Below are 26,123 nucleotides of genomic sequence, written 5' to 3'. Positions count from 1 at the left end.
GGCTGCGCGACTCAAAGGTTAACGCGCTTTTGGAGCCCTGATTTCACGTCGGTATCGCGTCGGTATCCCCACGGTATTGCGTAGGTGCAATTTTCAGCGCGCGTCCCATAAACGGGGCGCGCGCTGTTGCGTTGGACATGGCAACAGAATTCAGGCCTCAACCGGCAGGCTGCCTGCGGTTTTCATCTGGCGCAAAATGAAATTGGTTGTGGTGGTGCGCACCACGCCCAGACGCAGAATGCGCTTCATGATGAACTGCTCCAGCGCCTCCGGATCACGGGCCACAACTTTCAGCACAAAGTCGAAGTCCCCGGTGATCGAGGCGCATTCCAGCACCTGATCGCTCTGCGCGACAAAATCGTTGAACACTTTGATGGTCTCTTCGCTGTGGTCGATCAGCGAAATCTGCACATAGGCAAAGGCGTTCAACCCGAGCTTCTTGCCATCCAGAATGGCGGCATAGCGCAGGATGTAGCCTTCCTCCTCCAGCCGCTTCACCCGCCGCCAGCAGGGAGAGGGCGAAAGCCCCACGGAGTCGGAAAGATCCTGCGTGCTGGCGCGGCCGTCACGCTGCAGGACCTTAAGGATGAGCCGTTCAAAGCTGTCGAGCATATTTTGCCTCATAAAATCGAGATTCGGGTAAAATCTGTCTGAAATCTCTTTTGCAGCCAAAAGATGGAAAAACTCTTGTTCAGATTCAGACCTAACATGGTTTCAGGAGGAGGAGCGTTTAAAATGCCCAAAAGCACCAAATATGTGGCCAAAGAGCCGGATGCGACCGGACGGATTCTCTACACCGCTGCGGAGGATGCGGTGTGGCGGGATCTGGTGGCGCAGCAACAACCCCATGTGGAGAAACTTGCGGCGGAGCCGTTTCTGGCCGGGCAGCGTAAGCTGAACCTGCCCAAAGACCGCGTGCCACAATGCGTGGAGGTGTCAGAGGTTCTGCGTGAACATACCGGTTGGCGGGTGGCCCCGGTGCCGGCGCTGATCGGGTTTGGGCGGTTTTTTAAAATGCTCTCGGAAAGGACCTTTCCGGCGGCGTCATTCATTCGGGACCGCGAAAGTTTTGACTATATCGAGGAGCCCGACATCTTCCATGAAATCTACGGACATACGCCATTGCTCACGGACGCGCGCTTTGCCCGGTTTTCTCAGAAGATTGGTGAGACGGGGCTGACCTGTGCGGCGGCAGACTATTCCTGGCTGATCCGGCTTTATTGGTTCACGGTGGAGTTTGGTCTGATCCGCGAAGGGGGAGAGATCAAGGCGCTGGGATCGGGGTTGGCGTCCTCGCCCGGGGAGCTGGCGCATTCGGTGCAAGAGCCAAGCGTGATCCGCAAGCCGTTTGAGGTGATCGACATTCTGCGCACGCCGTACCGGATCGACATCAACCAGCCGATCTATTTTGTGCTCGACACGGTGGAGCAGCTTTTGGAAGCGGCGGAGCGGGATCTGCTGGCCGACATCAAATCCGCGCAGGCGCTTGGGTTGCATGACCCTGTGTTCCCGCCAAAGCCGGAGGCCGCGTGATCATGGAGGATTTGACGGCGGGAACCTGTGCGTCCTGTGACGGCTGGGTGCCTCCGCTCAGCGCTGCGGAGATTGAGGCGCTGAAAGCCAAGCTGCATCCGGACTGGGTGATGGTCGCGGATGGCAAAAGCCTTGTGCGGACACTGAGGTTCAAGGCCTATGCCAAGGCGGTTTATGCGGCCAATATGGTGGCGTTTCTCAGCGACAAAGAGGGGCATCATGCGGATGTGCGCTTTGGCTGGGGGTATTGTGAAATCACCTATACCTGCCATGAGCTGGACAGGCTTTCGGAGAATGATTTCATCTGTGCGGCGAAATTGGATGCGCTGCTGGCCTGACCACGTGGCGCGTTAGAATTTCACCGTTGTGCGCGCCTTGGGATCAAGCGTGAGCGCGTCGGGCCAGCCGACAAAGCGCTCGATCAGCACAAGGACGATGCAGAGGATGATCACGCCAAACACCAGCTTGACCCGCTTTTCAGAAGGCGGGTTGCGCGCCCATTGGCTCATGCGGATCAAATGGCGAAAGTTCATCTTTGGGGCCACCGCTGGATTTGGATATTTGTGGAATGAGAATGCCTGAGGTTTTGCGCCCGCTCAATGGGCGCGTCCCATGTTTGGCGTTCTGCAGCTCAGATAGAGTGGCGTTGGGGGCGCAGCGCGTCATAACTGCGCTCCCATAACTGGTGGCTCTGAGAGGGATCAGCTCTCTTCGGTGAAGCGCACTTTGCCGATGAAAGGCAGGTTGCGGTTGCGTTGGGCGTAGTCGATGCCATAGCCCACGACAAATTCATCAGGAATTGAAAAGCCGATCCAATCGGCGGCGATGTCCGCTTCGCGGCGGCTGGGTTTGTCCAGAAGTGCGATGGTTTTGATCTTGGCCGGGTTGCGGGCCTTCAGCAGGTGCATCACGTGGGTGAGCGTGTGGCCTGTGTCGACGATATCTTCGACCACCAGAACGTCACGGCCTTCAATCTCGCCACGCAAGTCTTTGAAAATGCGCACTTCCCGGCTGCTTTCCATGGCGTTGCCGTAAGAGGAGGCCTCAAGGAAATCGACCTCGACCGGCAGTTCCAGCTCGCGCACCAGATCGGCGATGAAGACAAAAGAGCCGCGCAGAAGGCCCACCACAATCAGCTTATCGGTGCCCGCATATTCCGCTTGGATTTCGCGCGACAGATCTTCGATCCGGGCGGCAATCGACTTGGCTGAGATCATTTGATCAATGACATATGGACGCTCTGACATGAGACCCTCTTGATTTTACGCCCGCAGAGTGGATATGAGCGCGGGCAGCACAGTGCATAGCGGGGACGCGAAACACTGTCACGCTAAAATGGCACGTTACTTTGGACAGCTTTACGGAACCACATGCCCACGCACTCTGAGACTCGCACGCTGCCCTATTCAGCCCAACAAATGTATGACCTTGTGGCCGATGTGGCGGCCTATCCGCAGTTTTTGCCCTGGTGTGCGGCGGCGCGGGTGCGCTCGACCACGCCGATTGAGACCGCGCATGGCAAAGGCGTGGAGATGCTGGCGGATCTGGTGATCTCGTTCAAAGTGTTTCGGGAGCGGTTTGGCAGCCGTGTGGGGCTTTATCCTGAGGCCAAGCACATCGACACGGAGTATCTGGACGGGCCGTTCAAATACATGAAATCCACCTGGGATTTTGCGGATGTGGACGGCGGCGTCGAGGTGAAGTTCTTTGTGGATTTCGAGTTCAAGAACATCATTTTGCAGAAGGCGATTGGCCTTGTGTTTTATGAGGCGATGAACCGGATTGTGGCGGCGTTTGAGGCGCGGGCGAAAGCGCTTTACGGCTGAGGGCCGCTGTTTTCTGAAATCGTTGGGGCAATAAAAAGGGCGGCCTGATGTGGCGGCCGCCCAAGAGTTGCGTGTTCTGACCTCGCGTCAGGAGGCGGTGTCGTAGGCGCGCTCGCCGTGGACTTCGAGATCCAGACCGTTGACTTCGGTTTCCTCATCCACGCGCAGCGGGGTGATGAAGCTCACGACTTTCACCAGCACCACGGTCACAACCAGTGTGAAGAGGCCGACAACCGCGAGGCCGCCGAGCTGGGCGACCCATGTGCCCTGACCAAACACAGCGATCATGATGGTGCCGAAGATGCCGCCGACGCCGTGGACCGCGAAGACGTCCAGCGTGTCGTCGATGTTGAGCATGTTGCGCACGACATTCACGGCTTCCTGACAGAGAATGCCTGCGATGGCGCCGATGATCAGTGCTTCGACCGGGCCGACAAAGCCTGAGGCAGGGGTGATCGAGGCGAGGCCTGCGATGGTGCCGGTGACAAGACCCACAAGGGAAGCTTTGCCGTATTTGATGCGCTCCCAGAGTGCCCATGTGAGCGAGGCGGTGGCTGCGGAGATGTGGGTGACGGTGAGCGCCATGGCTGCGCCGCCGTCAGCGGCGAGTTGGCTGCCGCCGTTAAAGCCGAACCAGCCGACCCAGAGCATGGCCGCGCCGATCATCACCATCCATGGGGCGTGCGGCGGGGTGGTGCGGTGGCGGCGTGCGCCGAGCATGACCGCGATGATGAGGGCGGCGAGGCCTGCGGTTTCATGCACCACAATGCCACCGGCAAAGTCGCGCACACCGATTTCGCCGAAGATGCCGCCATCCGCCATCATGCCGCCGCCCCAGATCCAGTGCACCACAGGCGCGTAGCACAGAAGCATCCAGAGACCGGAGAACAGCAGCACAAAACCAAAGCCGATGCGCTCCACATAAGCGCCGACGATCAGCGCCGGGGTGATGATGGCAAAGGTCATCTGGAAGGCGAAGAACAGCACTTCGGGCAGGGTGCCGGAGAGGCTGTCGGCGGTGACGCCTGCGAGGAACATTTTGCCAAGCCCGCCCCAAACCGAGCTTGCGCCGCCGTCATTGCCAAAGGCGATGGAGTAGCCAAAGGCCAGCCACAGAACGCTCATTAAACAGGCAATCGCGTAGGTTTGCATAAAAACGCTGAGCACGTTGCGCGCGCGCACAAGGCCCCCGTAAAACAAGGCCAGACCTGGCAATGTCATGAACAGGACCAGGGCTGTCGCCACAATGATCCATGCGGTGTCCGCTCCGTTCATAATTTCTTTCCTCTTTGTCCCTGAGTGGTGATTTCAGGTCAAAAAGCGGAAAACCTGCTTATAACAAAGTCTGAATATGATGCGGAGCGCCTTAAAATGGGGCGTTTTGTAATGTGATTAAAATATGGGCGGAAAATGCAGCTATTTGTGCAAATGCGCGTCAGTTTGCGCAGGATGCCTTAAAAAGAAGCGATAGCGCATGATTCCGCGCCGCTTTGCGCACATTTCCGCGGCCCAATGCGCCAAACTCGACGGTCTCGGTGCTGCATCCTGTTGCAGAGGCGATGCCAAAACAGACGCGGCCTTCGGGTTTGAACTCGGAGCCGCCGGGACCAGCGATGCCGGTAATTGACACGGCGAGATCCGCCGCAGAATGGGCCAGCGCGCCAAGGGCCATTTCTCGCGCGACCTCCTCTGACACGGCGCCAACCGCATCCAGCGTGGCTTGCGCCACGCCCAGCATCTCGACCTTGGCCTGATTGGTGTAGGTCACAAAGCCGCGCTCAAAGGTGGCGGAAGAGCCGGGAATGTCGGTCAGCGCAGCGGCCACCATGCCGCCGGTGCAGCTTTCTGCGGTGGCGATGCGCAGGTCGGCGGCGCGGCAGGCCGCAAGCAGTGCGGCGACATCCACCATCACAACAGCACCACATGAAAGAGCGCAGCAGTCACAAGCGTGGCGACACCGGCAAAGACACCGGCCCAGAGGTCATCAAGCATCACACCCACGGGATCATGGCGGCGGTCGGCGCGGCCCACGAGCCAGGGTTTGCGGATGTCAAACAGGCGGAAGAAGAAAAACGCCGCGATGGGCCCAGGCCAGACCATGGACATGTCGCGCGCCGCAAAAGCGATGGCTGGGAAGAGCAGCGCGATCCACATGCCCGCGACCTCATCAATCACGATCTCTGAAGGGTCGTCACCCGGTCTGTCGGCCAATTCGCGGTGGCAGGCCCAGAAACCGGCGATGATGGAGATCACGGTCAGCAGGATCAGCAGCCAGAGGCCGACGTAGCGCTCAGCGGCCCAGCCGATCAGCAGCGCAGCCAGAGAGCCCCATGTGCCGGGAGCAAAGGGCAGGCGGCCGACGCCGAAGAATGTTGCGATCATCGTGCTCATGGTTTCACCAGCGTTGCGGTGGCAATGGCCGCAATCCCTTCTTCGCGGCCTGTGAAGCCGAGTTTCTCACTTGTAGTGGCTTTGATGGAGACGCGGGTTTCCTCCATGCCCATGATCTCTGCCATGCGGGCAATCATGGCGGGGGCGTGTGGCCCGACTTTGGGGCGTTCACAGATCAGGGTGCAATCGACATTGGAGATGGTGAAGCCTTTGGCGGCTGCGAGATCCACCGCGTGTTTCAGAAAGACCGCACTGTCCATATCTTTCCATTCCGCCTCAGATGGCGGGAAGTGGCGGCCAATGTCGCCTTCGGCCAATGCGCCGTAGATCGCATCTGTGACCGCATGCATGCCCACATCGGCGTCTGAGTGGCCTTTGAGGGCTTTGTGGTGCGGGATGCGGACGCCGCAGAGGATGACGTGATCGCCCTCTTCAAATGCGTGCACATCATATCCGTTGCCCAGTCTGATATCGGGAAGACTATTCATGTCGCCTCTCAGGTGCTGTTCCAGACGGGCAAAATCGTCTGGTGTGGTGATTTTCAGGTTGCGCTCATTGCCCGGCACGATGGCGACGTCAAGCCCGGCGGCGCGGGCGACCTCCACATCATCAGCCGCACCGCCCGGATGGGTGTGATGGGCCGCGAGAATTGCCTCATAGGCGAAGCCCTGGGGCGTTTGCGCGCGAAACAGGCCGTCGCGGTCCTGCGTGCCGGTCACAAGCCCGCCTTCGCCGCGCCAGAGCGCATCGGTGACGGCGAGCGCAGGGGCTGCACCGGAGGCACCGGAGGTCAGGGCGGCAATCACAGAGGAGATCGTGGCGGCATCAATGCCCGCGCGGGCCACATCGTGGATCAACACATGGGTGATGCCACGCCCGCTGAGGGCCTCAAGCCCGGCCAGCACCGAAGCGTCCCGTGTTGCGCCGCCGTGAACCTGTGTCACCGGCAGTTCGGCGGTAAATTGCGTGTCGTCGAGGTGGGTCACCAAAACCACCTCGTCTACCTCCGGGTGTGTTAGAAAAGCGGTGAGCGTCCATTCAGCGACGCTTTTTCCGGCAACCTGCCGCCACTGCTTGGGGATTCCACCTCCCGCACGGGTGCCGCGACCGGCGGCAACAACCACTGCGGCAGTGCGAGGCGGGGTATCGGCGGGGCTATTGAAAGAGGCATTTGTCATGCCCACTGTGTAGAACCTGCAAGTCAGAGTGGCAATTGACCCTTAGCGATTGCTTAATTTTTAAGCATATGCAATTTGCTGCCGAAAAAATCACCACCCCTTCATTGAGTTTGACCAATGGGTCAGATACGCCGAAGGCACTGCACAAGGATTAGGCACGTGACCGTTCAAGTCGCACATCTCTCTTTGACACCGCCCGTTTTTCTGGCGCCGTTGGCCGGGATCACCGATCGCCCGTATCGGGATCTGGTGAGCCAGTTTGGTGCCGGACTGGTGGTGAGCGAAATGGTGGCAAGCCAGGAAATGGTGCAGGCCAAGCCCGGTGTGCGCGAGCGTGCGGAGCTGGGATTTGGTGATGCGATCACCTCGGTGCAGCTTGCAGGCCGTGAGGCGCATTGGATGGCAGAGGCCGCGCGTCAGGTGGAGGCCAATGGCGCGACGCTGATCGACATCAACATGGGCTGTCCGGCGAAGAAAGTGACCAGCGCCAGCGGTGCGGGAGCCAGCGGCTCCGCTCTGATGAAAGATCTGGATCACGCGCTGACGCTGATTGAGGCCGTGGTGGGCGCAGTGGAGATTCCGGTGACGCTGAAGACGCGGCTGGGGTGGGACGACAATATGCTCAATGCGCCGGAGCTTGCGAAGCGGGCAGAGGATGCGGGCGTTCAGATGCTGACCATCCACGGGCGCACGCGCTGTCAGTTTTACAAAGGGTCCGCCGATTGGGCGGCGATCCGGGGCGTGAAAGACGTGGTGTCGATCCCGGTGATTGCCAATGGCGACATTGTGGACGCGGAGAGCGCAAAGGCGGCGATGGCGGCCTCCGGCGCGGACGGCGTGATGGTGGGGCGCGGGGCGCAGGGCAAACCCTGGCTGCTGGCGCAGATTGCGGCGGAGATTTTTGGCACAGAGGCGCCGGAAGTGCCCACCGGCACAGCTCTGGTGGAGCTGGTGCAGGGGCATTATGCAGCGATGCTGTCCTTTTACGGCACCGATCTGGGCCTGCGCGTCGCGCGCAAACATTTGGGTTGGTACATGGACACCGTGGGCACCGAGGCCGGCTTGCGCCGCCGGGTGCAGACCAGCCGGGACATTGACGAAGTGATGGCGCTTTTGGCGGAGGCTTTGATGCCGAGCGGTGATGATGCGCCCAACAACAACAAAGAGGCCGCATGAGCGCGCATAACCCCATATGGAACTCGCTGCCCGTGCCGGGGCTGGTGGTGGACGCGGATGACAAGATCCTGCGCATCAACCCGGCGGCGGAAACTTTTCTGAACGCCTCGGCCAAATCGATGGTCGGGCAGCCCATCTGGGACAAGGTGATGATTGACGCCCCGCTTGAGGAGGCGTTTCAGCGCGCAAGGGAACATGGCACGCCGCTGTTTGTGAATGACGCGGATCTGGGCACCGGCAATGCGCCGCCTGTGCAGTGCAATCTGCAGATTGCGCCGTTGGCGGATGCGCCGGGCGAGATGCTGTTTCTGATTTCCAGCCGTGAGCTGGCCGGGCGCATGACCCGCAGCAACGGTGTGAAATCATCGGCCAAATCCGCCATCGGCATGGCTGAGATGCTGGCCCATGAGATCAAGAACCCGCTGGCGGGGATCACCGGTGCGGCGCAGCTTTTGTCGATGAACCTGAGCGCGGAAGATCTGGAGCTGACCGATCTGATCGTGGAGGAAAGCCGCCGGATCGTGAAGCTGCTGGAGCAGGTGGAGCAGTTTGGCAACCTGTCGCTGCCGCAGAAGAAGCCGGTCAATATCCACGATGTTCTGGACCGCGCGCGGCGCTCTGCCTTGGTGAGCTATGGCGCGCACATGGAGATTGTGGAGGATTACGACCCCTCCCTGCCACCGGCTGAGGGCGACGCGGATCAGCTCCTGCAGGTGGTGTTGAACCTCCTGAAGAATGCCTCTGAAGCTGCTGGAGATTCAGGGAAAATCCGCATTCGCACCTATTATGAGCATTCCTTCCGGATGCGCCGTGCGGATGGCACAGGCCAGCCGCTGCCGCTGCAGATTGAGGTCATTGATGATGGTCCCGGCCTGCCGCAGCATCTGGAGGGCGACGTGTTTGATCCTTTCGTTTCCGGGCGGGAGAATGGCACGGGACTTGGCCTCGCGCTGGTGAGCAAAATCATTTCGGATCATGGCGGTCTGATCACAGTGGACAGCGTGCCGGGGCGCACGGTGTTCAAGCTGTCGCTGCCACGGGCGAGCAAAGAAACTCTCAAGAAATATGAGGAGAGCCTCTGATGGATGGCACGGTTCTGGTCGCAGATGACGATCGCACAATCCGCACAGTATTGACGCAAGCGCTGACGCGGGCGGGCTGTAAGGTGCATGCCACCTCCTCGCTGACCACGCTGATGCGCTGGGTGGGCGAAGGCAAGGGCGATGTGGTGATCACCGATGTGATGATGCCCGATGGCAATGGCCTTGAGATGCTGCCCAAGATTTCCGAGGACCGTCCGGGCCTGCCGGTGATCGTGATTTCTGCTCAGAACACCATCATGACGGCGATTCAGGCGGCGGAAGCAGAGGCCTATGACTATCTGCCCAAACCGTTTGATCTGCCGGATCTGATGAAGCGCACCGGAAAGGCGCTGGAGCAGAAGCGCCGTGCGCCTGCCGCGCCTGCGGTGGAGGAAGACCGGCCTGATGAGCTGCCGCTGGTGGGGCGTACCCCCGCGATGCAGGCGCTTTACCGGCTTGTGGCGCGGGTGATGAACACCGATCTGCCGGTGCTGATTTCAGGTGAAAGTGGCACGGGTAAATCTCTGATCGCAAAAGAGATCCACGACTTCTCTGATCGGCGTAACCTGCCGTTTGTGGTGGTCAATGCTGCGGATTTGAGCGACCTGGAAGGCCCCGCGCGCGTGCTGGCCAAAGCCAAAGGCGGCACGATCCTGTTTGATGAGATCGGCGATATTGAAGACGAGGTGCAGGCCCGCATTGTGCGGATGATTGACACTCCGGGCGACCAGAACCCGCGCTTTATGGCGACCAGTCAGGTGAACCTGAACACCGCCATGGAGAACGGCACCGTGCGGCAGGATCTCTACTATCGCCTCAATGGCGCGGCGATCCATGTGCCGGCATTGCGGGAGCGGGTGGACGACATCCCACTGCTGGTGGAGCACTTCCTGCACCGTGCAGAGCGCGAAGGCGCGCCGATGCGGGTGTTCTCGGAAAATGCGATGGAAATGTTCCGCACCTACAGCTGGCCGGGCAACGTGCGTCAGCTTGAAAATGCGGTGCGCCGTCTTGTGCTGACCGCGCAGGCGGAAGAGGTGATCAAAACCGAAGCGGAAATGGTGCTGGGCACTGCGCCGCAGGCGGGCCCGCTTATGGGCGGTGAGGACAATGAAAAGCTCTCAGCCAGCGTGGCGCGCCATCTGCGCCGTTACTTTGATTTGCATGGAAATATGCTGCCCCCGGCAGGGCTCTATGCGCGGATTCTGCGCGAGATTGAGCTGCCTCTAATCGAAATCGCGCTGGATGCAACCGGCGGAAATCAGGCCAAATGTGCTGATTTGTTGGGGATAAATCGGAATACTTTGCGTAAAAAGATCACCGATCTGGATATTCACGTGACACGCCGCCGCAAATTGATGTAAAAAGGCCACATAAATGTGGTGCCAGAGCCGCAGTCGTCAAAAAACGACACGTCTCATAGAATGTACCACCTGATATGGCGGTGGGGCGCGCAAGCGCCACCAAATCAATTGGGGAAGTCGGGTGTCGAGCCGGACAATGACGAGTCACTGGGCGCGTTTTCAGCGCCTGCGCAGTCAAAGGCGTGTCCAGAATGCCGCAGCTTTCGGGCTGGTGGTGCTGGCTCCGGCGCTTGCTTTGGCGACCTATCTGGCGCTTGGTCCGTTTGGGCTTGGCGCCTCCTCCAGCACATTGCGTGCAATTTTTCTTGCCGATTTTGCCTATGTTCTGATCGTGGCCGCGCTGGTGCTGCAGAATGTGGTGCGCGCGATTTCCTCGCGCCGTGCCCGCTCTGCCGGATCGCGCCTGCATCTGAGACTGACCGGGGCGTTTGCCGTGCTGGCTGTGGTGCCTGCGGTGACGGTGGCGGTGTTTGCCGGGCTGACGCTGAACATCGGCCTTGAAGGCTGGTTCAGCGAGCGCGTGCGGCAGGTGGTGGGCAATTCACTCTCAGCGGCGCAGGCCTATGAAGAAGAGCATATTGAGGCGCTCAAAGAAGACGCGGGCGCGCTGGCGGAGTTTCTCAACAACCGGCGGCGCGCGACCTTCTTTATGGATGCGGGTGAGCTTCGGGTTTTGCTGGCCGCTGGGCAGGTGCAGATCCAGCGCGGTCTGAAAGAAGCCTTTGTGATCGATGGCACAGGCGAGCTGCGCGCGCGGGGTGAACGCTCCTATCTGTTTGACTTTGAAAAGCCGACCGAAGCGGAGATGGCCGCGACCGTGGAGGATGGCTATGTCATCATCCGTGATCTGGACAACAATGAGATGCGCGCGCTGGTGCGGCTTGAGGCCTTTGTGGACCGCTATCTCTACATCAGCCGCGAGGTGGATGCGGAGATTTTCCAGCTGCTGGATGACACGCAGGCCAGTGCGCGGCTGTATTCGCAGCTGGAGAGCGAGCGCGGGCAGCGGCTGTTTGAGTTTGGTCTGATCTACCTCGGGTTTGCGCTGATTCTGGTTCTGGCGGCGATCTGGATGGGCATGTGGATGGCGGAACGGCTGTCACGTCCGGTTGGGCGGCTGATGCAGGCGGCACAGCGCGTCGGGGCGGGTGATCTGGATGTGAAAGTGCGCGAGGAAGAAGGCGATGATGAGATCGCCATGCTGGGGCGCTACTTCAACCAGATGACCGGCCAGCTGAAGGTGCAGCGCGAGACATTGCTGGACAACACCCGCCAGATTGACCGCCGCCGCCGCATGTTTGACAGCGTGCTGACCTCGGTGACGTCCGGTGTTGTCGGGCTGACGGCGGAGGGCAAGGTGTCCTTTGTGAACCGCTCCGCAGAACGGCTTTTGGCCTGGGCGGATGACCATCAGGCGATGCCTCTGGCGGTGGCGGTGCCGGAGTTTGGTCCGGTGCTTGAGGAGCTGACTTCGGGCGGCAAGGAAGTGGCGCAGGAAGAGGTGAAGGTGGTCCGGGGCGGACGACTGGAGCATCTCTTGGTGCGCATGTCCACGCGGCGGCGCGACGATGGCACGCTTGAGGGCTATGTGGTGGCCTTTGATGATGTGACCAATCTGGTGACGGCACAGCGGACAGCGGCCTGGGGCGACGTGGCACGCCGCATTGCCCACGAGATCAAGAACCCGCTGACCCCGATTCAGCTGTCGGCTGAACGTATTCGCCGCAAGTTTGCCAGCCGTCTGGGAGAGGACAGCGACACGCTTGAGCAGATGACCGATGTGATTGTGCGCCAGACCAATGATCTGCGCCGGATTGTGGATGAGTTTTCCAAATTTGCACGGATGCCGGAGCCCGATCGCAAGGCCGCTGATCTGGTGGAGCTGGTGCAGGCGGCGGTGCTGTTGCAGGAAACCGGCCAGCCGGATGTGCGGTTTGTGCGCGACATCTGCAAAGGGCCGATGACCGTGGATCTGGACGCCACGATGATCTCACAGGCGCTGACCAATCTGATCAAGAATGCCGGTGAAGCAATTGAAACCTATCGGGAAAAACATCCTGAGGAGGTCATCTCTCCGGAAATTCGGGTGAGGTTGAAAATTGAAGAAGAGCACGCGGTGCTGCGGATTGCAGACAATGGCATTGGCCTGCCTGCCGATCGTGCCCGACTGTTTGAGCCTTATGTCACCACGCGTGACAAGGGTACGGGGCTGGGTCTCCCCATTGTGAAAAAGATCATTGAAGAGCATGGCGGGCAGCTGTCGCTGCTGGATGCGCCGGTGTTTGAACCGTCTTCTCATGTTGGTGCAATGGCAGAGATCAAGCTGCCTTTGGCCCCTTTGGGCGCTGCACCTGCTGAGGACATCAAAGAGAGCGAGCGAGTATTATGAGTGACATTCTGATCGTTGACGATGAGCGCGACATTCGGGAACTGATTTCGGACATCCTGAAAGACGAGGGGTTTTCGACGCGGCTGGCGGGCAACTCGGATGAGGCGATGGCGCAGGTTACCAGCGAGCAACCGGCGCTGATGATCCTCGATATTTGGCTGAAGGACAGCAATATGGATGGCATCGACATCCTGAAGGCTGTGAAAAACGACTATCCTGAAGTGCCGGTGGTGATTATTTCGGGCCACGGCAATATCGAGATTGCGGTCGCGGCGATCAAGCAGGGCGCGTATGATTTCATCGAAAAGCCGTTTAACATTGACCAGTTGCTGGTGGTGATCAAACGGGCGATGGAGACCAGCCGTCTGCGTCGTGAAAACACCGAGCTGAAACGTCAGGACGGCAAGCCGGCTGATCTGATCGGTGACAGCGCGGCCTATCGCGCGATGGTGTCGCAATTGGATAAGGTCACGCGCTCCAACGGGCGGGTGATGCTGACCGGGCCTGCGGGTGTCGGCAAAGATGTGGCGGCGCGCTATATCCATGCCAATTCCAACCGCGCCAGCGCGCCGTTTGTCACCGTCTCCTGCGCGGGGATGGATCCGGACCGCGTGGAAGAGATCCTGTTTGGGCGCGAAAGTGCGGAGCGCGGTATAGAGACCGGACTGCTGGAGCAGGCCAATGGCGGGATTGTCTATTTTGACGAGGTTGCGGATATGCCGCTGGCGGCGCAGAGCAAGATCCTGCGGGTGCTGGTGGATCAGCAGTTCACCCGCGTGGGTGGCTCAAAGAAGGTGCGCGTGGATCTGCGTGTGATTTCTTCGACCAATCAGGATCTGACGCAGGCGATTGCAGAGGGCACGTTCCGCGAAGAGCTCTATCACCGCCTGAATGTTGTGCCGATCGCGGTGCCGTCGCTGGAAGAGCGGCGCGAAGACATTCCGGCGCTGGCGAGCTATTTCCTTGGTCAGTTGCATGAGAGCCAAGGCCTGCCGCTGCGCGAGCTGAGCGCGGATGCGATTGCACTGATGCAGACCATGGTCTGGCCGGGCAATGTGCGCCAGCTCAAGAACCTGATTGAGCGGGTGCTGATCCTTGGGGACGGGCAGGGGCCGATTGAGAGCCGCGAGTTGCCCGGTGAAACCGATACGCCTGCGGAAGATGGCCGCGTGGTGCTGTCTGGCACGTTGGCGACGCTCCCGCTGCGCGAGGCGCGGGAGGCGTTTGAACGGGAATATCTGCTGACCCAGATCAACCGCTTTGGCGGCAATATCAGCCGCACCGCGAGCTTTGTCGGCATGGAGCGCAGCGCGCTGCACCGCAAGCTAAAATCGCTGGGGGTTGTGACCTCCAACAAGGCAGGCGCGCGTGTGGCGCATGTGCCTGAAGAGGAAAGCGAAGCGGCTGAATAAAGCTGCACCGCGGAGGGGTATACACAAAACGCGCGGGGCGGAAGCTCCGCGCGTTTGTTTCTGGGCGATGATCTAGCCGCTGGATTTGCTTGAGATCGGCTTGCTCAGATCGATCAGCACGCGGCCGCCATCTTCGGTGCGCAGACCGCAGATGCTGGGGGTCAGCTCCGGGGCGACCTCGATCTTGGCATAGTGATTTTCACCAAGCTGCTCGTCCTTGCAGTAGGGGATCTGAACCCTCTCATAGCCTTTCTCCGTCATGCAGCTGCGCACAGCGGTGTGACGGGGGCCTTCGTTGATGTCATATTGCTCGGTGCGATGGCTGACGACGCGGCCGTAGCGGTCATAGATCGGCCACCAGTCGGTGACAATGTTGGGCGGATAGGCATCGGCTGCGGCGCGGTTGCACTGGCCACGGTCGATGTTGAGTTCTGATTTGGTGACACCTTCTTTGTAGTAGGTGCCAAACTCGGTGCAGCCGCTGAGAACAACAAATAGCGAGGCGGCTAGGGCGGGGTATTTTACGAAGGACACAATGAACCTTTACTGTATTTTTGGTTAGATGGTTTGGGGTTAGATGGGTTTGCTGAGATCAATCAGGGCAACGCCGCCGCCTTTGGCCCGCAGGGCGCAGATGTTGGACGCCGGAGCAGGCGCGCCGGAAATGGCCGCATATTGGCGCCCGGCGAGTTGATCCTCAGTGCAGATCGGGTGGGTCACAGGAGTGTATCCCTTCAGCGTCATACAGTCGGAGCGATGCTCGGCCCGCAGACCGGCGTTGGCGTCCTGAACCTGAACATGGCTGCCGCCCCAATAGCCGGGATAGCCGCCCCAATAGCCGCCGGCGTAGCCGCCATAGCCGCCGTGGTAGCCGGAATAGACCGTTGTGGTGAATGTCGCTGCTGGGAAGAGTTTGTTGGCTTCTACAGAACAGGCCGTGTCATCATATGCAGCTGTTTCGCGGGTGACCCCGGATTTGGCGTAGCCTGAGTAAGTGGTCGGGGCGCAGCTCGCCAAGACCGTTGTAAGAGCCGCAAATATAACAACAGTTTGCCGCATCTTCTTATCTCACTTCATAATTTAGTTTGCGCCCTAAGAAGAAACCCAAACGGGACTGGCGTCAATGCTTGCAATTGACCTGATTGGCGCTCTCTGGCATGTCGGACAGACAAACCCTTGAGGGAAGCATATGAAGGTCATTATCTGTGGGGCCGGTCAGGTCGGATGGCAGATTGCTCGCCATTTGTCCGGTGAAAACAACGATGTCACCGTTGTGGACAACAACCCCGAATTGGTGCGCCGCGCCACGGACACGCTGGATGTGCAGGGGATCGCAGGGTTTGCGAGCTATCCTGATGTGCTGGACCGTGCGGGCGCGCGCGATGCGGATATGCTGATTGCGGCCACCTATTCTGACGAGGTCAATATGGTGACTTGTCAGGTGGCGCATTCGGTGTTTTCCGTGCCGCGCAAGATCGCCCGACTGCGCAGCCAGTCTTATCTGGATGTGCTTTATTCCGATCTTTACCGGCGCGATCACATGCCGATTGACGTGGTGATCTCGCCCGAGCTTGAGGTGGCGGATGCGGCGCTCAAACGGCTGACGGCGCCCAATGCCTTTGACACGGAGACCTTCCTGGAAGGCAAGGTGCAGATGCTGGGGCTGGTGCTGGATGAGGATTGTCCGGTGGTGAACACGCCTTTGCGGCAGTTGACCGATCTGTTTTCCACGCTGAATGCGGTGGTTGTGGGCGTGCGCCGTCATGGCACGCTGTTTGCGCCAGAGCCGGGTGACCAGCTGTTTGTGGGTGATGAAATTTATGTCTTCAGCTTTGTTGAGGACGTGAGCCGCACCATGGAAGTCTTTGGCAAGGTTCAGAAAAAGCAAGAGCGTGCGGTGATTGTCGGCGGCGGCAACGTCGGCCTGATGGTGGCGCAGCGTCTGGAGAAGAGCGCGCACCGTATCCGCACAAAGATCATCGAGAAGGACCGCCGCGTGGCGGAGCGCGCCGCCGAAGCGCTGGAGCGCACGATTGTTCTGAACGGGGATGGTCTGGACGCCGCACTGCTCGCAGAGGCGGGCGCGGACCGCGCAGACGCCATTTTGGCAGTCACCGATGATGACAAGACCAATATGCTGGCCTCTGTGCGCTCCAAATCGGCAGGCTGCCCGCTGGCGATTGCGCTGATCAATGACCCGACACTTGCGCCTTTGATGCCGCCTTTGGGCATTGATGCCTTTATCAACCCGCGCGCCACCACGGTGAGCTCGATCCTGCGCCATATCCGCCACGGGCGGGTGCGCGAGGTCTATTCGGTCGGCGATACCGAGGCGGAGATCATTGAAGCCGAAGTTCTCTCGACCTCGCCGATTGCAGGGCAGCAGGTGCGCGATGTGGCTTTCCCGGAAGGCGTGCTGATTGGTGCGATCCAGAAGGGCAAAGAGGTTGTGAAACCCAAAGGCGGCACGCGCATCAATGAAGGGGACGTGATTGTGCTGTTCTCCCTGTCGGCGGATGTGCCGGGGGTGGAGCAGCTGTTGCAGGTCTCCATCGACTTCTTCTGAGCCGATGACGCTGCGCCTGTCTCAAATCCCGCTGTTTGTGCAGATGGTCCTGATTTCAGGGCTGCTGATGTATGTGCCTGCGGCGGTGGCACTGGTGCAGAACGACCATTTTGTGTCGCGCAGCTTTTTCTATTCCGGCACGATGGTGCTGTTTGTCTGCACGCTCATAGCGATTGCGGTGCATGGCACGCGGGGGCGCACGCGCACGGTGGACAACCTCAAAGCGCTGTTTTTGGCGCTTGCGCTGTTACCGGCAGTGCTGGCGTTGCCGATGTATGAAACACTTGGTGTGGTGCCCTATGTGGATGTCTACTTTGAGATGGTCAGCAGCCTGACCACCACCGGGATGACCACCTATGAGCCGGCCAGCATGCTGACGGATGCGGTGCATCTGTGGCGCGGGATGGTGGGCTGGCTTGGCGGGCTGTTGATGTGGGTGGCGGCGGCGGCGGTTCTGGCGCCGCTGAGCCTTGGCGGATTTGAAGTGACGGCCATGGGGGAACCCGGGCAGCTTGATACCGGCCAGACCCATATGCAGCGCGCGCGCCCGATGAAGCGCTGGAGCCGCGCGGCGCAGGCGCTGTTGCCGATCTATGTTGGCCTGACCGGCGCGCTGTGGATCATGCTGGTGGTGCTGGGGGATCGCCCGATTGTCGGGCTGATGAACGCCATGGCGACGCTTTCGACCAGCGGGATCACCACCGGCGTAGGGGTACAGAACAGCAATTCCGGCGTTGCAGGGGAGATGATCATCTTCCTGTTCCTGCTGTTTGCCCTGTCGCGCAGCACCTTCAGCTCTGACACGGGGGCGGTGCGGCGCAACAGCCTGCTCGAAGATCCGGAGCTGCGGCTGGGGTTTCTGATCGTGATGGTGGTGGCGGTGATGCTGTTCATGCGCCACTGGTTCGGGGCGCTGAGCGAAGAAGATGTGAGCGATCCGCTGGCCGGTCTGAAAGCCGCCTGGGGCGGGATTTTCACGGTGATGAGCTTTCTGACCACCACCGGTTTTGAAAGCTCGGAATGGCATGTGGCGCGGGACTGGAGCGGATTGCAGACGCCGGGCCTGATCCTGCTGGCGCTGGCCATGGTGGGCGGTGGTGTGGCGACCACGGCGGGCGGTGTGAAGCTGCTGCGGGTCTATGCGCTCTACGTGCAGGGGCTGGGTGAGATGGAGCGGCTGGTGCATCCCAATGTGGTTCTGGGGCGCAAGCGGGCCGGTGCGCGCGGGCTGAGACGGCGCGGCGCGGTGATTGCCTGGGTGTTTTTCATGCTGTTTGCCCTGTCGCTTGCAGCTGTGACCCTGCTGCTGGCGCTTGCCGGAAACAGCTTTGAGGAGGCGCTTATTCTGGCGGTCTCCGCGCTGACAACGGCGGGGCCGTTGACGCAGGTGGCCGGGCGAGTTCCCAATTGCGATTTCGTCGTTGGGGCCGGTGGAAAAGCTTATTCTTTGTGCAGCTATGATTGCCGGACGGTTGGAGGCGCTTGGCGGTCATCGCCCTGATTTCACCGGACTTGTGGCAGAAATGATGCGGTTGACCCCGTAGCGGTTTAAAAAGGCGTCATTTTAGGCTGGTAAGTCATAGAATGTGCGCTCCATACTCGCGACTGCATACCTATCCCGATGCACAAACAAGAACAAAGGCAAGCACGACATGGCTTCGGATCGACAGAATCTCCAAGATGCATTTTTGAACCACGTCCGGAAAACCAAAGTTCCGGTGACCATTTTTCTGATCAACGGTGTGAAACTGCAGGGTGTGATCACCTGGTTTGACAACTTTTGTGTGCTGCTGCGCCGCGATGGTCAGAGCCAGTTGGTCTACAAACACGCGATCTCGACAATCATGCCGGCGCAGCCGATTTCTCTTTATGAAGGTGAAGACGCCTCTTGATGGAGCATGACACGCAGGTCACCCGCGCTTGGGTCCTGCATCCCGATATCACTGGCGCTGATCAGCGGCGCGAGGCCTCTTTCGCGTTGGAAGAGGCCATTTCGCTTGCGGCGGCTTTGCCGGAACTGGAGGTGGTGGGCTCAAACGTCGTGCGCCTGCCCAAAGCCCAGCCCGGCAAGCTGTTTGGCAGCGGTAAAATCGAAGAACTGAAGGCGCTGTTTAAGGCCAATGAGGTGGAGCTTGTCCTGATCGACGGGCCGGTCACCCCTGTGCAGCAGCGCAATCTGGAAAAAGAGTGGAAGGTCAAACTGCTGGACCGGACCGGGTTGATCCTTGGAGATCTTCTCGGATCGGGCGCGCACCCGTGAGGGTGTGTTGCAGGTGGAGATGGCCGCGCTGTCTTATCAGCGCACGCGACTGGTGCGGGCCTGGACCCACCTTGAGCGTCAGCGGGGCGGACTTGGCTTTGTGGGCGGTCCGGGGGAAACCCAGATCGAGGCGGACCGTCGCGCGATTGACGACCAGTTGGTGCGGTTGCGCCGCCAGCTTGCGAAGGTTGTGAAGACCCGCGAGTTGCACCGGAAGGCGCGCGCCAAGGTGCCGTTTCCGATTGTCGCGCTGGTGGGCTACACAAACGCCGGAAAATCCACACTTTTCAACCGTGTAACCGGTGCAGATGTGATGGCGAAAGACATGCTTTTTGCCACGCTTGATCCGACCATGCGCGCGGTGGAGCTGCCCAACAACGGCCCTGAGGTGATCCTGTCGGACACGGTGGGTTTCATCAGTGATCTGCCAACGCAGCTTGTGGCGGCCTTTCGGGCGACGCTGGAAGAGGTGCTGGCCGCAGATTTGGTGCTGCATGTGCGCGACATTGCGCATCCGGAAACGGAGCATCAGGCCGAAGATGTGCGCACCATCCTTGAGACCCTTGGGCTCAATGAAGAAACGCCGCAGATCGAGGTCTGGAACAAGATTGACCTGCTGAGCGCGGATGATCGCGATGCGATGGTCGCCAAGGCGGAGCGCGAAGAGGATATCTTTGCGGTGTCCGCTGTGAGCGGGCAGGGTCTTGATGAGATGTTTGCGGCGATCCAGCAGGCTTTGGCCAGCGAGAAGAGCCGCGAGACGCTGAAGCTGAGCTTTGCGGCGGGCAAGGCACGGGCGTGGCTCTTTAAAGAGGGCATCGTGGAGGAAGAAGCCCAGACAGAAGAGGGCTTTGAGATCACCGTGCTGTGGAGCGCCAAGCAGCGGGCGCAGTTTGAAAGCCTCTGACAGAGACCTTAAGACCACATCCTAAGATATTGATGGCGCAGGATTACTGCGCCATCGGTTCGATCCGCGTGACGCCAACAGCAGCGGCGCGGGCCAGCTCTTCATCCAATGACATCGGAATATATTCGCCGCGGCGCCACAGCTGGGCCATGTCGTCATAAAAGCGCGACAGGAAGTGGCCGGACTGGCCGGTGGAGATCACAAAAACCGAGCTGTCGGGATCGGCGAAGTCATAGACCCCGCGGTAGCCGGCGGCGTGGACGTTGTGGTACGGGTTTTCACCGATGCCGCTTGTTTTGCCGCGCTGAAGTGTGTTGTCGCCCCCAGAGGTGGATTGGCGGATGTTCACAAAGAAGCGCAGGATCGGCACCTCGCCAAGCGCCTGATGGTCATGGGTGGCCTGATGGACATCGCCCCAGCGCAGGGATTCAAGCTGTGGGCCGTAACGCTCTTCAATGGTGATGAGCGCGTCATCCAGCGCAAGTTTGGCCATATCGGCGCAGGTTTCCTGAGGCACGCTTTGGCGCACGTCACACCATGCGGCGGCGCCGTCGATGTTGCGGAAAACACGTTCGATAAAGAGCGGCTCCACATGGGTATACTCATCGGCCAGCGGGCCAAGATCGTCGCGGATCAGGCGCTCCTGTAGCGCGCGCACCCATGCGGCATAGATCAGCGGCTCCGGCAGGTGTTCGTTCATTTCGCCATTCCACTCAGACAATAGCGTGAGCGCGCGCTGGCGCTGGCGTTCGCGGCTGCCTTCGGGGGCGGCTTCTCCGGTGAACCAGAGCTCTGCGCCAATCAGCGGCAGGATCGAGCGGGCGGAGAAGCTGACGGTGTCGAGCTGGGCCTCGATAAAGCTGTCGCGGGTGTGGACGCGGCGGCCCTGCATCAGGCGTTGCCAGCGTTGGATGCGCTGACTGTCGCCCCAGATATAGGAGATATGCTGGGGGAAGGGGCGGTCGATGAATTTGTTGTTGGTGTTGCCGACGATGCCGCCCACGGGTTCCACAAATGACGGGTTGTTGGCCGCATCAAACACGCCCTGCCAGCGGTTTTCGGCAAGCGCCCCCAGCGACGGCAGGCGCCCGCGACTTTGGTGCGCGCTGTCTCTGCGTGGGACGGCACCGATGAGGGCCATGCCGATGTTGTCTTTGTCCGCCAGTGTGAGCGTGAGGCCGGGGGCGACGTGCTGTTTGGTGACCTCAATGGCGCGTTCAACAGAGTCGGCATACATCAAATCCAAAAGCGCGGTGGTGGAGCGGTCTTTCGGGCTGAGCGCGGTCCAGCGCAGGGCGGCCACATGGCCCGGAGGCGTAATGGCGGCGAGGTTGAAATCTGTGCCCGGCAGGACGGGGCCGTTTTCTGTCCAGCGCAGGGTCAGGGTGACCGGACTGTGATCTTTGATGGTGATGATCGACTTGCGGGTTTCAAAGGTTTTGAAGCCGTCCGGTGTGCGGTAGCGCTCCGGATCGCTGGGGTCGAGCTCTTCGATATATAGGTCCTGATCATCCACATAGGCGGCGGTGATGCCCCAGCCCAAAGCCTCGCTGCGGCCGGAAAGCACAACGGGAATGCCGGGGATGGTTGCGCCGATCACGCCGCCGCTTTGCAGCTCCAGACGGGCGAGATACCAGATCGACGGCGCGGTCAGGCCGAGGTGCGGATCATTGGCCAGAAGGGTGCCTCCGGAGGCGCTGCGGGTGGGCGCGGCGGCCCAGGCGTTGGAGGCGCCTGACAGCGCGGGGATCTTGAAAGGTGAGAGCGGATGGGCGGGCAGAGGCTTGCTCGCGGCATAGCGCGGCGTGCCGGGAACAAGGCTGGCATATTCCGGCAACGCGGCGACACCGGTGCCGGGCGCATCTGGAAGAATGTCCGCCAAGCGATTGATATCATTGATCGCTAGAGAGGTGCGCGCGCGCAGAACTTCTGATTGCATCTGGCCTGTGAGCTGCAGGGCCATGAGCTTTTGCAGGGCGATGGTGTCAGCAGGCTGCCACGGAGAGAAGGCTTGTTTGAAGAGGAAGAGCTCCGGTGCGCCGCGGCCCAGAGCGGAGCGGTTGACCTCGTCAATGCGCGCGTTCACGCCACGGGCATAGGCCTGAAGCGCGGCCAGCACCTCCAGATCCTGCGCGGAGACTGATTGCTGGGCAGCGCCCGCGATGTCGAGCCGCCGCATGAGCTTGTCGATTTCCAGCGTGCGGGTGCCAAAGACCTCAGAGAGCCGCCCCTGAGCTGTGCGGCGCATGGTGAGCATCTGCCAGAGACGGTCCTGCGCGTGGGCATAGCCGAGACCAAAGAACACATCCTCGTCGGTTTCCCCGAAAATATGCGGCACATTGGCATTGTTGCGCACAATCTCCAACGGTGCGGAGACGCCGGCCGCGGCAAAGGTCTTGTCGTAGTCCGGCAAGCTGCGGGAGGCGAGGAAATAGATCAGCATCACGCCGAGCACGGTGAGAATCACCAAGCCGCTGGCAATGCGCAAAAGCCATCTGAAAAATGCCGCCATGGGTCTGCCTCTTATAGTCCTTGCCTTCTGCTTGCGCAGGCGAGACAAGTATTACGACGAATGAAAGCAAGGGGAAAGCCGATGGCAAAAGTTGCGTTTTTGGGCTTGGGAGTGATGGGGTATCCGATGGCGGGATACCTGGCGAAAGAGGGCCATGAGGTGACGGTTTACAACCGCACCACCGCCAAAGCGGAGGCCTGGGCCAAGGAATATGGGGCCGGATTTGCGGCGACCCCGCGCGAGGCGGTTGCCGGTGCAGAATTTGTGATGTGCTGTGTGGGCAATGATGACGATCTGCGCTCGGTTTGCCTTGGCGATGACGGTGCTTTTGAAGGCATGTCAGAGGGCAGCACCTTTGTGGATCACACCACGGTTTCGGCCAAAGTGACCGCAGAGCTTTACACAGCGGGCAAAGCGCAGGGCATCGCTTTTGTGGATGCGCCTGTGTCTGGTGGTCAGGCGGGGGCTGAGAACGGCATTCTGTCAATCATGTGTGGCGGCGATCAGGCGGCCTACGATGCGGCGGAGCCGATCATGCAGGCCTATGGGCGCTCGATCAAACGGCTGGGCGAAAGCGGGGCCGGGCAGCTGACCAAGATGGTCAATCAGATCTGTATTGCCGGTCTGGTGCAGGGGCTGTCAGAGGGGCTGCATTTTGCGGAGAAAGCCGGGTTGGATGGCCGCGCGGTGGTCGATGTGATCGCGGGTGGCGCGGCGGGCAGCTGGCAGATGCAGAACCGCTATGAGACCATGATTGACGACGAGTTTGACCACGGTTTTGCGGTGGACTGGATGCGCAAGGATCTGGGCATTGTGCTCTCCACTGGCGATGAGATCGGCGCAAGCCTGCCGGTGACGGCGCTGGTCGATCAGTTCTACAAAGACGTGCAGAAACTGGGCGGCGGACGCTGGGACACCTCCAGCCTGATCAAACGCCTGCGCGCGCTGGATTGAATTTCGGATCCTTTAGATCATGGTCCAGAAAACCTGAAGCGCTTGGTTTCCATCAGTGTGTAGGAGGCGAAGCCGACCAGCCCCCGACCCTCCCCAAGGGAGGGGGCTTCACCCCCACCCAGGGTCGGGGGCCGGTCTATGTGAGGCGCTACACTCGTTTCAGATTTTCAGGACGATGGTCTGGAATCAAAAAAAAAGCGCAGGGGGTGGCCTGCGATTTTTCTTTGGAAAATAAACCGCTTACGGGATGATGCGGTTGTATTTGATGCCTTCCAAAGTGGCGCCGATTTTCAGGCCTGCCTGGCCAAAGATCACGGCGATCACCGGGGCGAGCAGGTTGGTGGTTTCGGCACTCAGGTTGCCGGCTTCGTTGGCGACCACATATTGTGCGCCTGCACCTGCGGCCCAACCATTGGAGCTGCGGAAATCTGCGAGTGCGCCTTCGGTCATGAAGAACAGCACATGGGCGTGTTGCTGGGCGCCGATTTGCAGGCCCACGCTGCCTTTGGTGGCAGAGTAGTAATCCACGGTCACGTCATTCACGCGCAGGGCGCCGCGGCCGTAGCCGCCGCCAAAGCCAAATCCGGCCTCGGTGACCAGCGGCATCACCAGAATGCCGGCGGCTTTGTCGCGCAGGTCGGTGGTGTTCGGATATTCGGAATAGAGGTAGCTGAGGGTTGCATCCGCGCGGGCGTCAATTTCGCTTGCGCCATTGGAGCCAACACCGTTGCCACATGCAGCGGTGACGCCAGCGGCTGCAAGGCCGGTGAGCGCGAAGCCGCGTCGGGTGAGATTGGTCATGGTCTTTGCCTGTGTTTGTTGAAGTCTGCTCAGTTCACCGGTTTTGATCCGGCTTTCCGGCAGTATAGACGGCCTGAAGGTCTATGTCACTAGATCTGCAAAGCTCTACCCGATTTTGCGGGCCACTTCGGGGGCAAAATAGGTCAAAATCCCGTCACATCCGGCGCGTTTGAAGGCCATCAGGCTTTCCACCATGGCGCGGTCACCGTCGATCCAGCCGTTTTGCGCGGCGGCCTGGATCATCGCGTATTCGCCGGACACCTGATAGGCAAAGGTCGGCACGCCAAAGCTGTCTTTCACGCGGCGGCAGATATCCAGATATGGCATGCCGGGCTTCACCATGACCATATCCGCGCCTTCATCGAGATCGCGGGCCACAAGGCGCAGGGCTTCGTCCGAATTTGCCGGATCCATCTGATAGGTGGTTTTGTCGCCTTTGAGCGCGCCGGATGCGCCCACCGCATCGCGGAAGGGTCCGTAAAAGGCAGAGGCATATTTGGCGGCATAGCTCATCAGCATGACATTGTGGTGCCCGCCTGCCTCAAGGGCCGTGCGGATCGCGCCGATGCGGCCATCCATCATGTCAGAAGGGCCAATGATGTCTGCACCGGCCTCTGCCTGAGAGAGCGCCTGCTTCACCAGCGCCTCCACAGTGGCGTCGTTGACGATCTCGCCATTCACCACAAAACCGTCATGGCCGTGGATGTTGTAGGGATCCAGCGCAACGTCGGTCATCACGGCGATTTCCGGCACGGCGGCTTTGATCGCGCGGGTGGCGCGGTTGGAGAGGTTTTCGGGGTTCCAGGCCTCGGCGCAGTCTTCGGTTTTGAGCGCCGGATCGGTGTAAGGAAACAGGCAGATCACAGGGATGCCCAGATCAGCCGCTTCGCGCGCGGCCTCGACGATTTTATCCACCGAGCGCCGCATCACGCCGGGCATGGAGGGCACAGGTTCCTCAACCCCTTCGCCGTCGCGCACAAACACCGGCCAGATCAGATCATCCACCGTGAGCGTATTTTCGCGCACGAGACCACGGACGGCCGCAGATTGGCGGGTGCGCCGCAGGCGGGCGGTCGGAAAGGCAGCGGGGGAAGTGGGCATGATCGGCTCCATGTGTTGCTGCCCCGTAGGTGCCACGGAAATTCCGCCATCTCAAGGCTAGGAATTGCCGCAGTGGCAGGGTATGTCGTTTAAAAATTTAAAGGGCAGTGAAAACTTTGGACCTGAGCCAAACCGTATTAGAACTCATCGACTTCCGAAGCTTTTCGAACCTGTGGTTCTGGATTGCATTGGCGGTGTTTTGGTCCTCTGCCAGCCACTGGGTGCTGGGCGTTCCGTGGGATCTGGTCCTGCGCGCCAAGCGCAAGGGCGGGCAGTTTGAGGAAGATTTTCACGCGCTGGTGCAGATCAATATCAACCGCATTCTGCACATGGTGGATGTTGCCGGTATGTGGCTGGTGGGGATCGTGAGCTTTGTGCTCACCGGATTGGCGGTTCTGGGCTTTGGCTACGCTGTTGAGTTTGCCCAGGCGGTCTTCTTGATTGCGCTGCCCATGAGCCTTGTGTTTGCGATGAGCGTGCGCGCCTCTCGGCACATCAAGCGCGATGATCTGAACGGTGATACGCTGCGTAAACGGCTGACGCGGCACCGTTTCTGGGTGCAGCTGGTCGGGATGATCTCGATTTTTGTGACCTCTCTGTGGGGCATGTATCAGAACTTGTTGGTGTCGCCACTGGGATAAGCCCGTGGCGTAACCCATTGAAAATGAAGG

General features: G+C 60.2%; 25 protein-coding genes and 1 pseudogene. 14 read left to right on the top strand and 12 right to left on the bottom strand.

Annotated elements, in window-relative coordinates; genetic code table 11:
• Nucleotides 1–150: 150 nt before the first annotated feature.
• Entirely contained in the window at nucleotides 151–612 is a 462-nt protein-coding gene (locus ACO07T_RS14740) for an Lrp/AsnC family transcriptional regulator (protein ID WP_209062445.1), read from the bottom strand.
• A 123-nt stretch (nucleotides 613–735) separates the two neighbouring features.
• Between ACO07T_RS14740 and ACO07T_RS14735 the strand changes: the two genes are divergently transcribed.
• Both ACO07T_RS14735 and ACO07T_RS14730 read left to right on the top strand, forming a co-directional pair.
• A complete protein-coding gene (locus tag ACO07T_RS14735; RefSeq protein WP_422050033.1) occupies nucleotides 736–1,533 on the top strand; it encodes a phenylalanine 4-monooxygenase in 798 nt (265 codons plus the stop codon).
• Between the two features lie 2 nt (nucleotides 1,534–1,535).
• Nucleotides 1,536–1,871, top strand: a complete 336-nt coding sequence (locus ACO07T_RS14730; protein ID WP_422050032.1) for a 4a-hydroxytetrahydrobiopterin dehydratase — start codon at nucleotides 1,536–1,538, stop codon at nucleotides 1,869–1,871.
• Between the two features lie 12 nt (nucleotides 1,872–1,883).
• On the opposite strand, the gene ACO07T_RS14725 is transcribed toward ACO07T_RS14730, so the two are convergent.
• A complete protein-coding gene (locus ACO07T_RS14725) occupies nucleotides 1,884–2,066 on the bottom strand; it encodes a hypothetical protein (RefSeq protein WP_209078943.1) in 183 nt (60 codons plus the stop codon).
• A 168-nt stretch (nucleotides 2,067–2,234) separates the two neighbouring features.
• The gene (gene hpt / locus ACO07T_RS14720) at nucleotides 2,235–2,780 is read right to left on the bottom strand and encodes a hypoxanthine phosphoribosyltransferase (RefSeq protein ID WP_209062457.1); all 546 of its coding nucleotides are present in this window, start codon (nucleotides 2,778–2,780) and stop codon (nucleotides 2,235–2,237) included.
• A 123-nt stretch (nucleotides 2,781–2,903) separates the two neighbouring features.
• On the opposite strand from hpt, the gene ACO07T_RS14715 reads away from it, so the two are divergent.
• Nucleotides 2,904–3,359 (top strand): type II toxin-antitoxin system RatA family toxin, encoded by a 456-nt coding sequence (locus tag ACO07T_RS14715; RefSeq protein WP_422050031.1) that lies wholly within the window; start codon nucleotides 2,904–2,906, stop codon nucleotides 3,357–3,359.
• An 87-nt stretch (nucleotides 3,360–3,446) separates the two neighbouring features.
• On the opposite strand, the gene ACO07T_RS14710 is transcribed toward ACO07T_RS14715, so the two are convergent.
• The 4 genes from ACO07T_RS14710 to ACO07T_RS14695 form a co-directional block, all read right to left on the bottom strand.
• A complete protein-coding gene (locus ACO07T_RS14710) occupies nucleotides 3,447–4,634 on the bottom strand; it encodes an ammonium transporter (RefSeq protein ID WP_209078941.1) in 1,188 nt (395 codons plus the stop codon).
• Between the two features lie 160 nt (nucleotides 4,635–4,794).
• The gene (locus tag ACO07T_RS14705) at nucleotides 4,795–5,268 is read right to left on the bottom strand and encodes a CinA family protein (RefSeq protein WP_422050030.1); all 474 of its coding nucleotides are present in this window, start codon (nucleotides 5,266–5,268) and stop codon (nucleotides 4,795–4,797) included.
• Nucleotides 5,268–5,750 (bottom strand): phosphatidylglycerophosphatase A, encoded by a 483-nt coding sequence (locus tag ACO07T_RS14700; RefSeq protein ID WP_422050029.1) that lies wholly within the window; start codon nucleotides 5,748–5,750, stop codon nucleotides 5,268–5,270. Before ACO07T_RS14700 ends, ACO07T_RS14705 begins: the two co-directional genes overlap by 1 nt.
• Nucleotides 5,747–6,928 carry a bifunctional 2-C-methyl-D-erythritol 4-phosphate cytidylyltransferase/2-C-methyl-D-erythritol 2,4-cyclodiphosphate synthase gene (locus ACO07T_RS14695; RefSeq protein WP_422050028.1) on the bottom strand — a complete coding sequence of 394 codons (1,182 nt, stop codon included), beginning with the start codon at nucleotides 6,926–6,928 and terminating at the stop codon, nucleotides 5,747–5,749. The genes ACO07T_RS14700 and ACO07T_RS14695 overlap by 4 nt, the downstream gene beginning before the upstream one ends.
• Nucleotides 6,929–7,087: 159 nt before the next feature.
• On the opposite strand from ACO07T_RS14695, the gene dusB reads away from it, so the two are divergent.
• The 5 genes from dusB (at nucleotide 7,088) to ACO07T_RS14670 (ending at nucleotide 14,351) form a co-directional block, all read left to right on the top strand.
• Nucleotides 7,088–8,104 carry a tRNA dihydrouridine synthase DusB gene (dusB, locus tag ACO07T_RS14690; RefSeq protein WP_422050027.1) on the top strand — a complete coding sequence of 339 codons (1,017 nt, stop codon included), beginning with the start codon at nucleotides 7,088–7,090 and terminating at the stop codon, nucleotides 8,102–8,104.
• Entirely contained in the window at nucleotides 8,101–9,186 is a 1,086-nt protein-coding gene (locus ACO07T_RS14685) for a two-component system sensor histidine kinase NtrB (protein WP_209078936.1), read from the top strand. The genes dusB and ACO07T_RS14685 overlap by 4 nt, the downstream gene beginning before the upstream one ends.
• A complete protein-coding gene (locus ACO07T_RS14680) occupies nucleotides 9,186–10,550 on the top strand; it encodes a response regulator (RefSeq protein WP_422050026.1) in 1,365 nt (454 codons plus the stop codon). The genes ACO07T_RS14685 and ACO07T_RS14680 overlap by 1 nt, the downstream gene beginning before the upstream one ends.
• Nucleotides 10,551–10,686: 136 nt before the next feature.
• Complete coding sequence (locus ACO07T_RS14675; RefSeq protein WP_422050025.1) at nucleotides 10,687–12,939, top strand: ATP-binding protein; 2,253 nt, start codon at nucleotides 10,687–10,689, stop codon at nucleotides 12,937–12,939.
• Nucleotides 12,936–14,351, top strand: coding sequence for a sigma-54-dependent transcriptional regulator (locus tag ACO07T_RS14670; protein WP_209062485.1), 1,416 nt, complete (start codon nucleotides 12,936–12,938; stop codon nucleotides 14,349–14,351). Before ACO07T_RS14675 ends, ACO07T_RS14670 begins: the two co-directional genes overlap by 4 nt.
• Before the next feature lie 72 nt (nucleotides 14,352–14,423).
• Here the strand turns inward: ACO07T_RS14670 and ACO07T_RS14665 are convergent, their stop codons facing one another.
• Both ACO07T_RS14665 and ACO07T_RS14660 read right to left on the bottom strand, forming a co-directional pair.
• Nucleotides 14,424–14,885 carry a hypothetical protein gene (locus tag ACO07T_RS14665; protein WP_422050024.1) on the bottom strand — a complete coding sequence of 154 codons (462 nt, stop codon included), beginning with the start codon at nucleotides 14,883–14,885 and terminating at the stop codon, nucleotides 14,424–14,426.
• A 39-nt stretch (nucleotides 14,886–14,924) separates the two neighbouring features.
• On the bottom strand, nucleotides 14,925–15,410 hold the full coding sequence (locus tag ACO07T_RS14660) for a hypothetical protein (protein ID WP_422050023.1): 486 nt from the start codon (nucleotides 15,408–15,410) through the stop codon (nucleotides 14,925–14,927).
• A gap of 130 nt (nucleotides 15,411–15,540) precedes the next feature.
• Between ACO07T_RS14660 and trkA the strand changes: the two genes are divergently transcribed.
• From trkA to hflX, 4 genes and pseudogenes are all read left to right on the top strand, one after another.
• Nucleotides 15,541–16,917, top strand: coding sequence for a Trk system potassium transporter TrkA (gene trkA, locus ACO07T_RS14655; protein WP_209062495.1), 1,377 nt, complete (start codon nucleotides 15,541–15,543; stop codon nucleotides 16,915–16,917).
• A gap of 4 nt (nucleotides 16,918–16,921) precedes the next feature.
• Nucleotides 16,922–18,418 (top strand): potassium transporter TrkG, encoded by a 1,497-nt coding sequence (locus tag ACO07T_RS14650; protein WP_422050022.1) that lies wholly within the window; start codon nucleotides 16,922–16,924, stop codon nucleotides 18,416–18,418.
• Nucleotides 18,419–18,569: 151 nt separating this feature from the next.
• Nucleotides 18,570–18,809, top strand: a complete 240-nt coding sequence (gene hfq, locus ACO07T_RS14645; RefSeq protein ID WP_008204623.1) for an RNA chaperone Hfq — start codon at nucleotides 18,570–18,572, stop codon at nucleotides 18,807–18,809.
• Nucleotides 18,809–20,084: pseudogene (gene hflX / locus ACO07T_RS14640) on the top strand (GTPase HflX). Before hfq ends, hflX begins: the two are co-directional and overlap by 1 nt.
• 43 nt (nucleotides 20,085–20,127) lie before the next feature.
• Here hflX and ACO07T_RS14635 read toward each other — a convergent pair.
• Nucleotides 20,128–22,596, bottom strand: a complete 2,469-nt coding sequence (locus ACO07T_RS14635; RefSeq protein WP_422050021.1) for a penicillin acylase family protein — start codon at nucleotides 22,594–22,596, stop codon at nucleotides 20,128–20,130.
• An 81-nt stretch (nucleotides 22,597–22,677) separates the two neighbouring features.
• Between ACO07T_RS14635 and ACO07T_RS14630 the strand changes: the two genes are divergently transcribed.
• Nucleotides 22,678–23,550 (top strand): NAD(P)-dependent oxidoreductase, encoded by an 873-nt coding sequence (locus ACO07T_RS14630; protein ID WP_422050020.1) that lies wholly within the window; start codon nucleotides 22,678–22,680, stop codon nucleotides 23,548–23,550.
• A 240-nt stretch (nucleotides 23,551–23,790) separates the two neighbouring features.
• On the opposite strand, the gene ACO07T_RS14625 is transcribed toward ACO07T_RS14630, so the two are convergent.
• Together ACO07T_RS14625 and hemB are read right to left on the bottom strand one after the other, a co-directional pair.
• Nucleotides 23,791–24,351 (bottom strand): YSC84-related protein, encoded by a 561-nt coding sequence (locus ACO07T_RS14625; protein WP_209086473.1) that lies wholly within the window; start codon nucleotides 24,349–24,351, stop codon nucleotides 23,791–23,793.
• 105 nt (nucleotides 24,352–24,456) lie between these two features.
• Nucleotides 24,457–25,452 (bottom strand): porphobilinogen synthase, encoded by a 996-nt coding sequence (gene hemB, locus ACO07T_RS14620; RefSeq protein ID WP_209078926.1) that lies wholly within the window; start codon nucleotides 25,450–25,452, stop codon nucleotides 24,457–24,459.
• A gap of 107 nt (nucleotides 25,453–25,559) precedes the next feature.
• On the opposite strand from hemB, the gene ACO07T_RS14615 reads away from it, so the two are divergent.
• Nucleotides 25,560–26,093 carry a component of SufBCD complex gene (locus ACO07T_RS14615; protein WP_422050019.1) on the top strand — a complete coding sequence of 178 codons (534 nt, stop codon included), beginning with the start codon at nucleotides 25,560–25,562 and terminating at the stop codon, nucleotides 26,091–26,093.
• Nucleotides 26,094–26,123 lie beyond the last annotated feature (30 nt).

Source organism: Shimia sp. (genome assembly GCF_965227725.1).
GTDB lineage: Bacteria > Pseudomonadota > Alphaproteobacteria > Rhodobacterales > Rhodobacteraceae > Shimia.
Note: the sequence above shows the minus strand (reverse complement) of the source record. Positions and strands in the feature narration are given on the sequence as shown.

Coding starts and splice junctions, on each gene's coding strand:
- ACO07T_RS14740 (WP_209062445.1), bottom strand. CDS start 612: ATGCTCGACAGCTTTGAACGGCTCATCCTTAAGGTCCTGCAGCGTGAC.
- ACO07T_RS14735 (WP_422050033.1), top strand. CDS start 736: ATGCCCAAAAGCACCAAATATGTGGCCAAAGAGCCGGATGCGACCGGA.
- ACO07T_RS14730 (WP_422050032.1), top strand. CDS start 1,536: ATGGAGGATTTGACGGCGGGAACCTGTGCGTCCTGTGACGGCTGGGTG.
- ACO07T_RS14725 (WP_209078943.1), bottom strand. CDS start 2,066: ATGAACTTTCGCCATTTGATCCGCATGAGCCAATGGGCGCGCAACCCG.
- hpt (WP_209062457.1), bottom strand. CDS start 2,780: ATGTCAGAGCGTCCATATGTCATTGATCAAATGATCTCAGCCAAGTCG.
- ACO07T_RS14715 (WP_422050031.1), top strand. CDS start 2,904: ATGCCCACGCACTCTGAGACTCGCACGCTGCCCTATTCAGCCCAACAA.
- ACO07T_RS14710 (WP_209078941.1), bottom strand. CDS start 4,634: ATGAACGGAGCGGACACCGCATGGATCATTGTGGCGACAGCCCTGGTC.
- ACO07T_RS14705 (WP_422050030.1), bottom strand. CDS start 5,268: ATGGTGGATGTCGCCGCACTGCTTGCGGCCTGCCGCGCCGCCGACCTG.
- ACO07T_RS14700 (WP_422050029.1), bottom strand. CDS start 5,750: ATGAGCACGATGATCGCAACATTCTTCGGCGTCGGCCGCCTGCCCTTT.
- ACO07T_RS14695 (WP_422050028.1), bottom strand. CDS start 6,928: ATGACAAATGCCTCTTTCAATAGCCCCGCCGATACCCCGCCTCGCACT.
- ACO07T_RS14685 (WP_209078936.1), top strand. CDS start 8,101: ATGAGCGCGCATAACCCCATATGGAACTCGCTGCCCGTGCCGGGGCTG.
- ACO07T_RS14680 (WP_422050026.1), top strand. CDS start 9,186: ATGGATGGCACGGTTCTGGTCGCAGATGACGATCGCACAATCCGCACA.
- ACO07T_RS14675 (WP_422050025.1), top strand. CDS start 10,687: ATGACGAGTCACTGGGCGCGTTTTCAGCGCCTGCGCAGTCAAAGGCGT.
- ACO07T_RS14670 (WP_209062485.1), top strand. CDS start 12,936: ATGAGTGACATTCTGATCGTTGACGATGAGCGCGACATTCGGGAACTG.
- ACO07T_RS14660 (WP_422050023.1), bottom strand. CDS start 15,410: ATGCGGCAAACTGTTGTTATATTTGCGGCTCTTACAACGGTCTTGGCG.
- trkA (WP_209062495.1), top strand. CDS start 15,541: ATGAAGGTCATTATCTGTGGGGCCGGTCAGGTCGGATGGCAGATTGCT.
- ACO07T_RS14650 (WP_422050022.1), top strand. CDS start 16,922: ATGACGCTGCGCCTGTCTCAAATCCCGCTGTTTGTGCAGATGGTCCTG.
- hfq (WP_008204623.1), top strand. CDS start 18,570: ATGGCTTCGGATCGACAGAATCTCCAAGATGCATTTTTGAACCACGTC.
- ACO07T_RS14635 (WP_422050021.1), bottom strand. CDS start 22,596: ATGGCGGCATTTTTCAGATGGCTTTTGCGCATTGCCAGCGGCTTGGTG.
- ACO07T_RS14630 (WP_422050020.1), top strand. CDS start 22,678: ATGGCAAAAGTTGCGTTTTTGGGCTTGGGAGTGATGGGGTATCCGATG.
- ACO07T_RS14625 (WP_209086473.1), bottom strand. CDS start 24,351: ATGACCAATCTCACCCGACGCGGCTTCGCGCTCACCGGCCTTGCAGCC.
- hemB (WP_209078926.1), bottom strand. CDS start 25,452: ATGCCCACTTCCCCCGCTGCCTTTCCGACCGCCCGCCTGCGGCGCACC.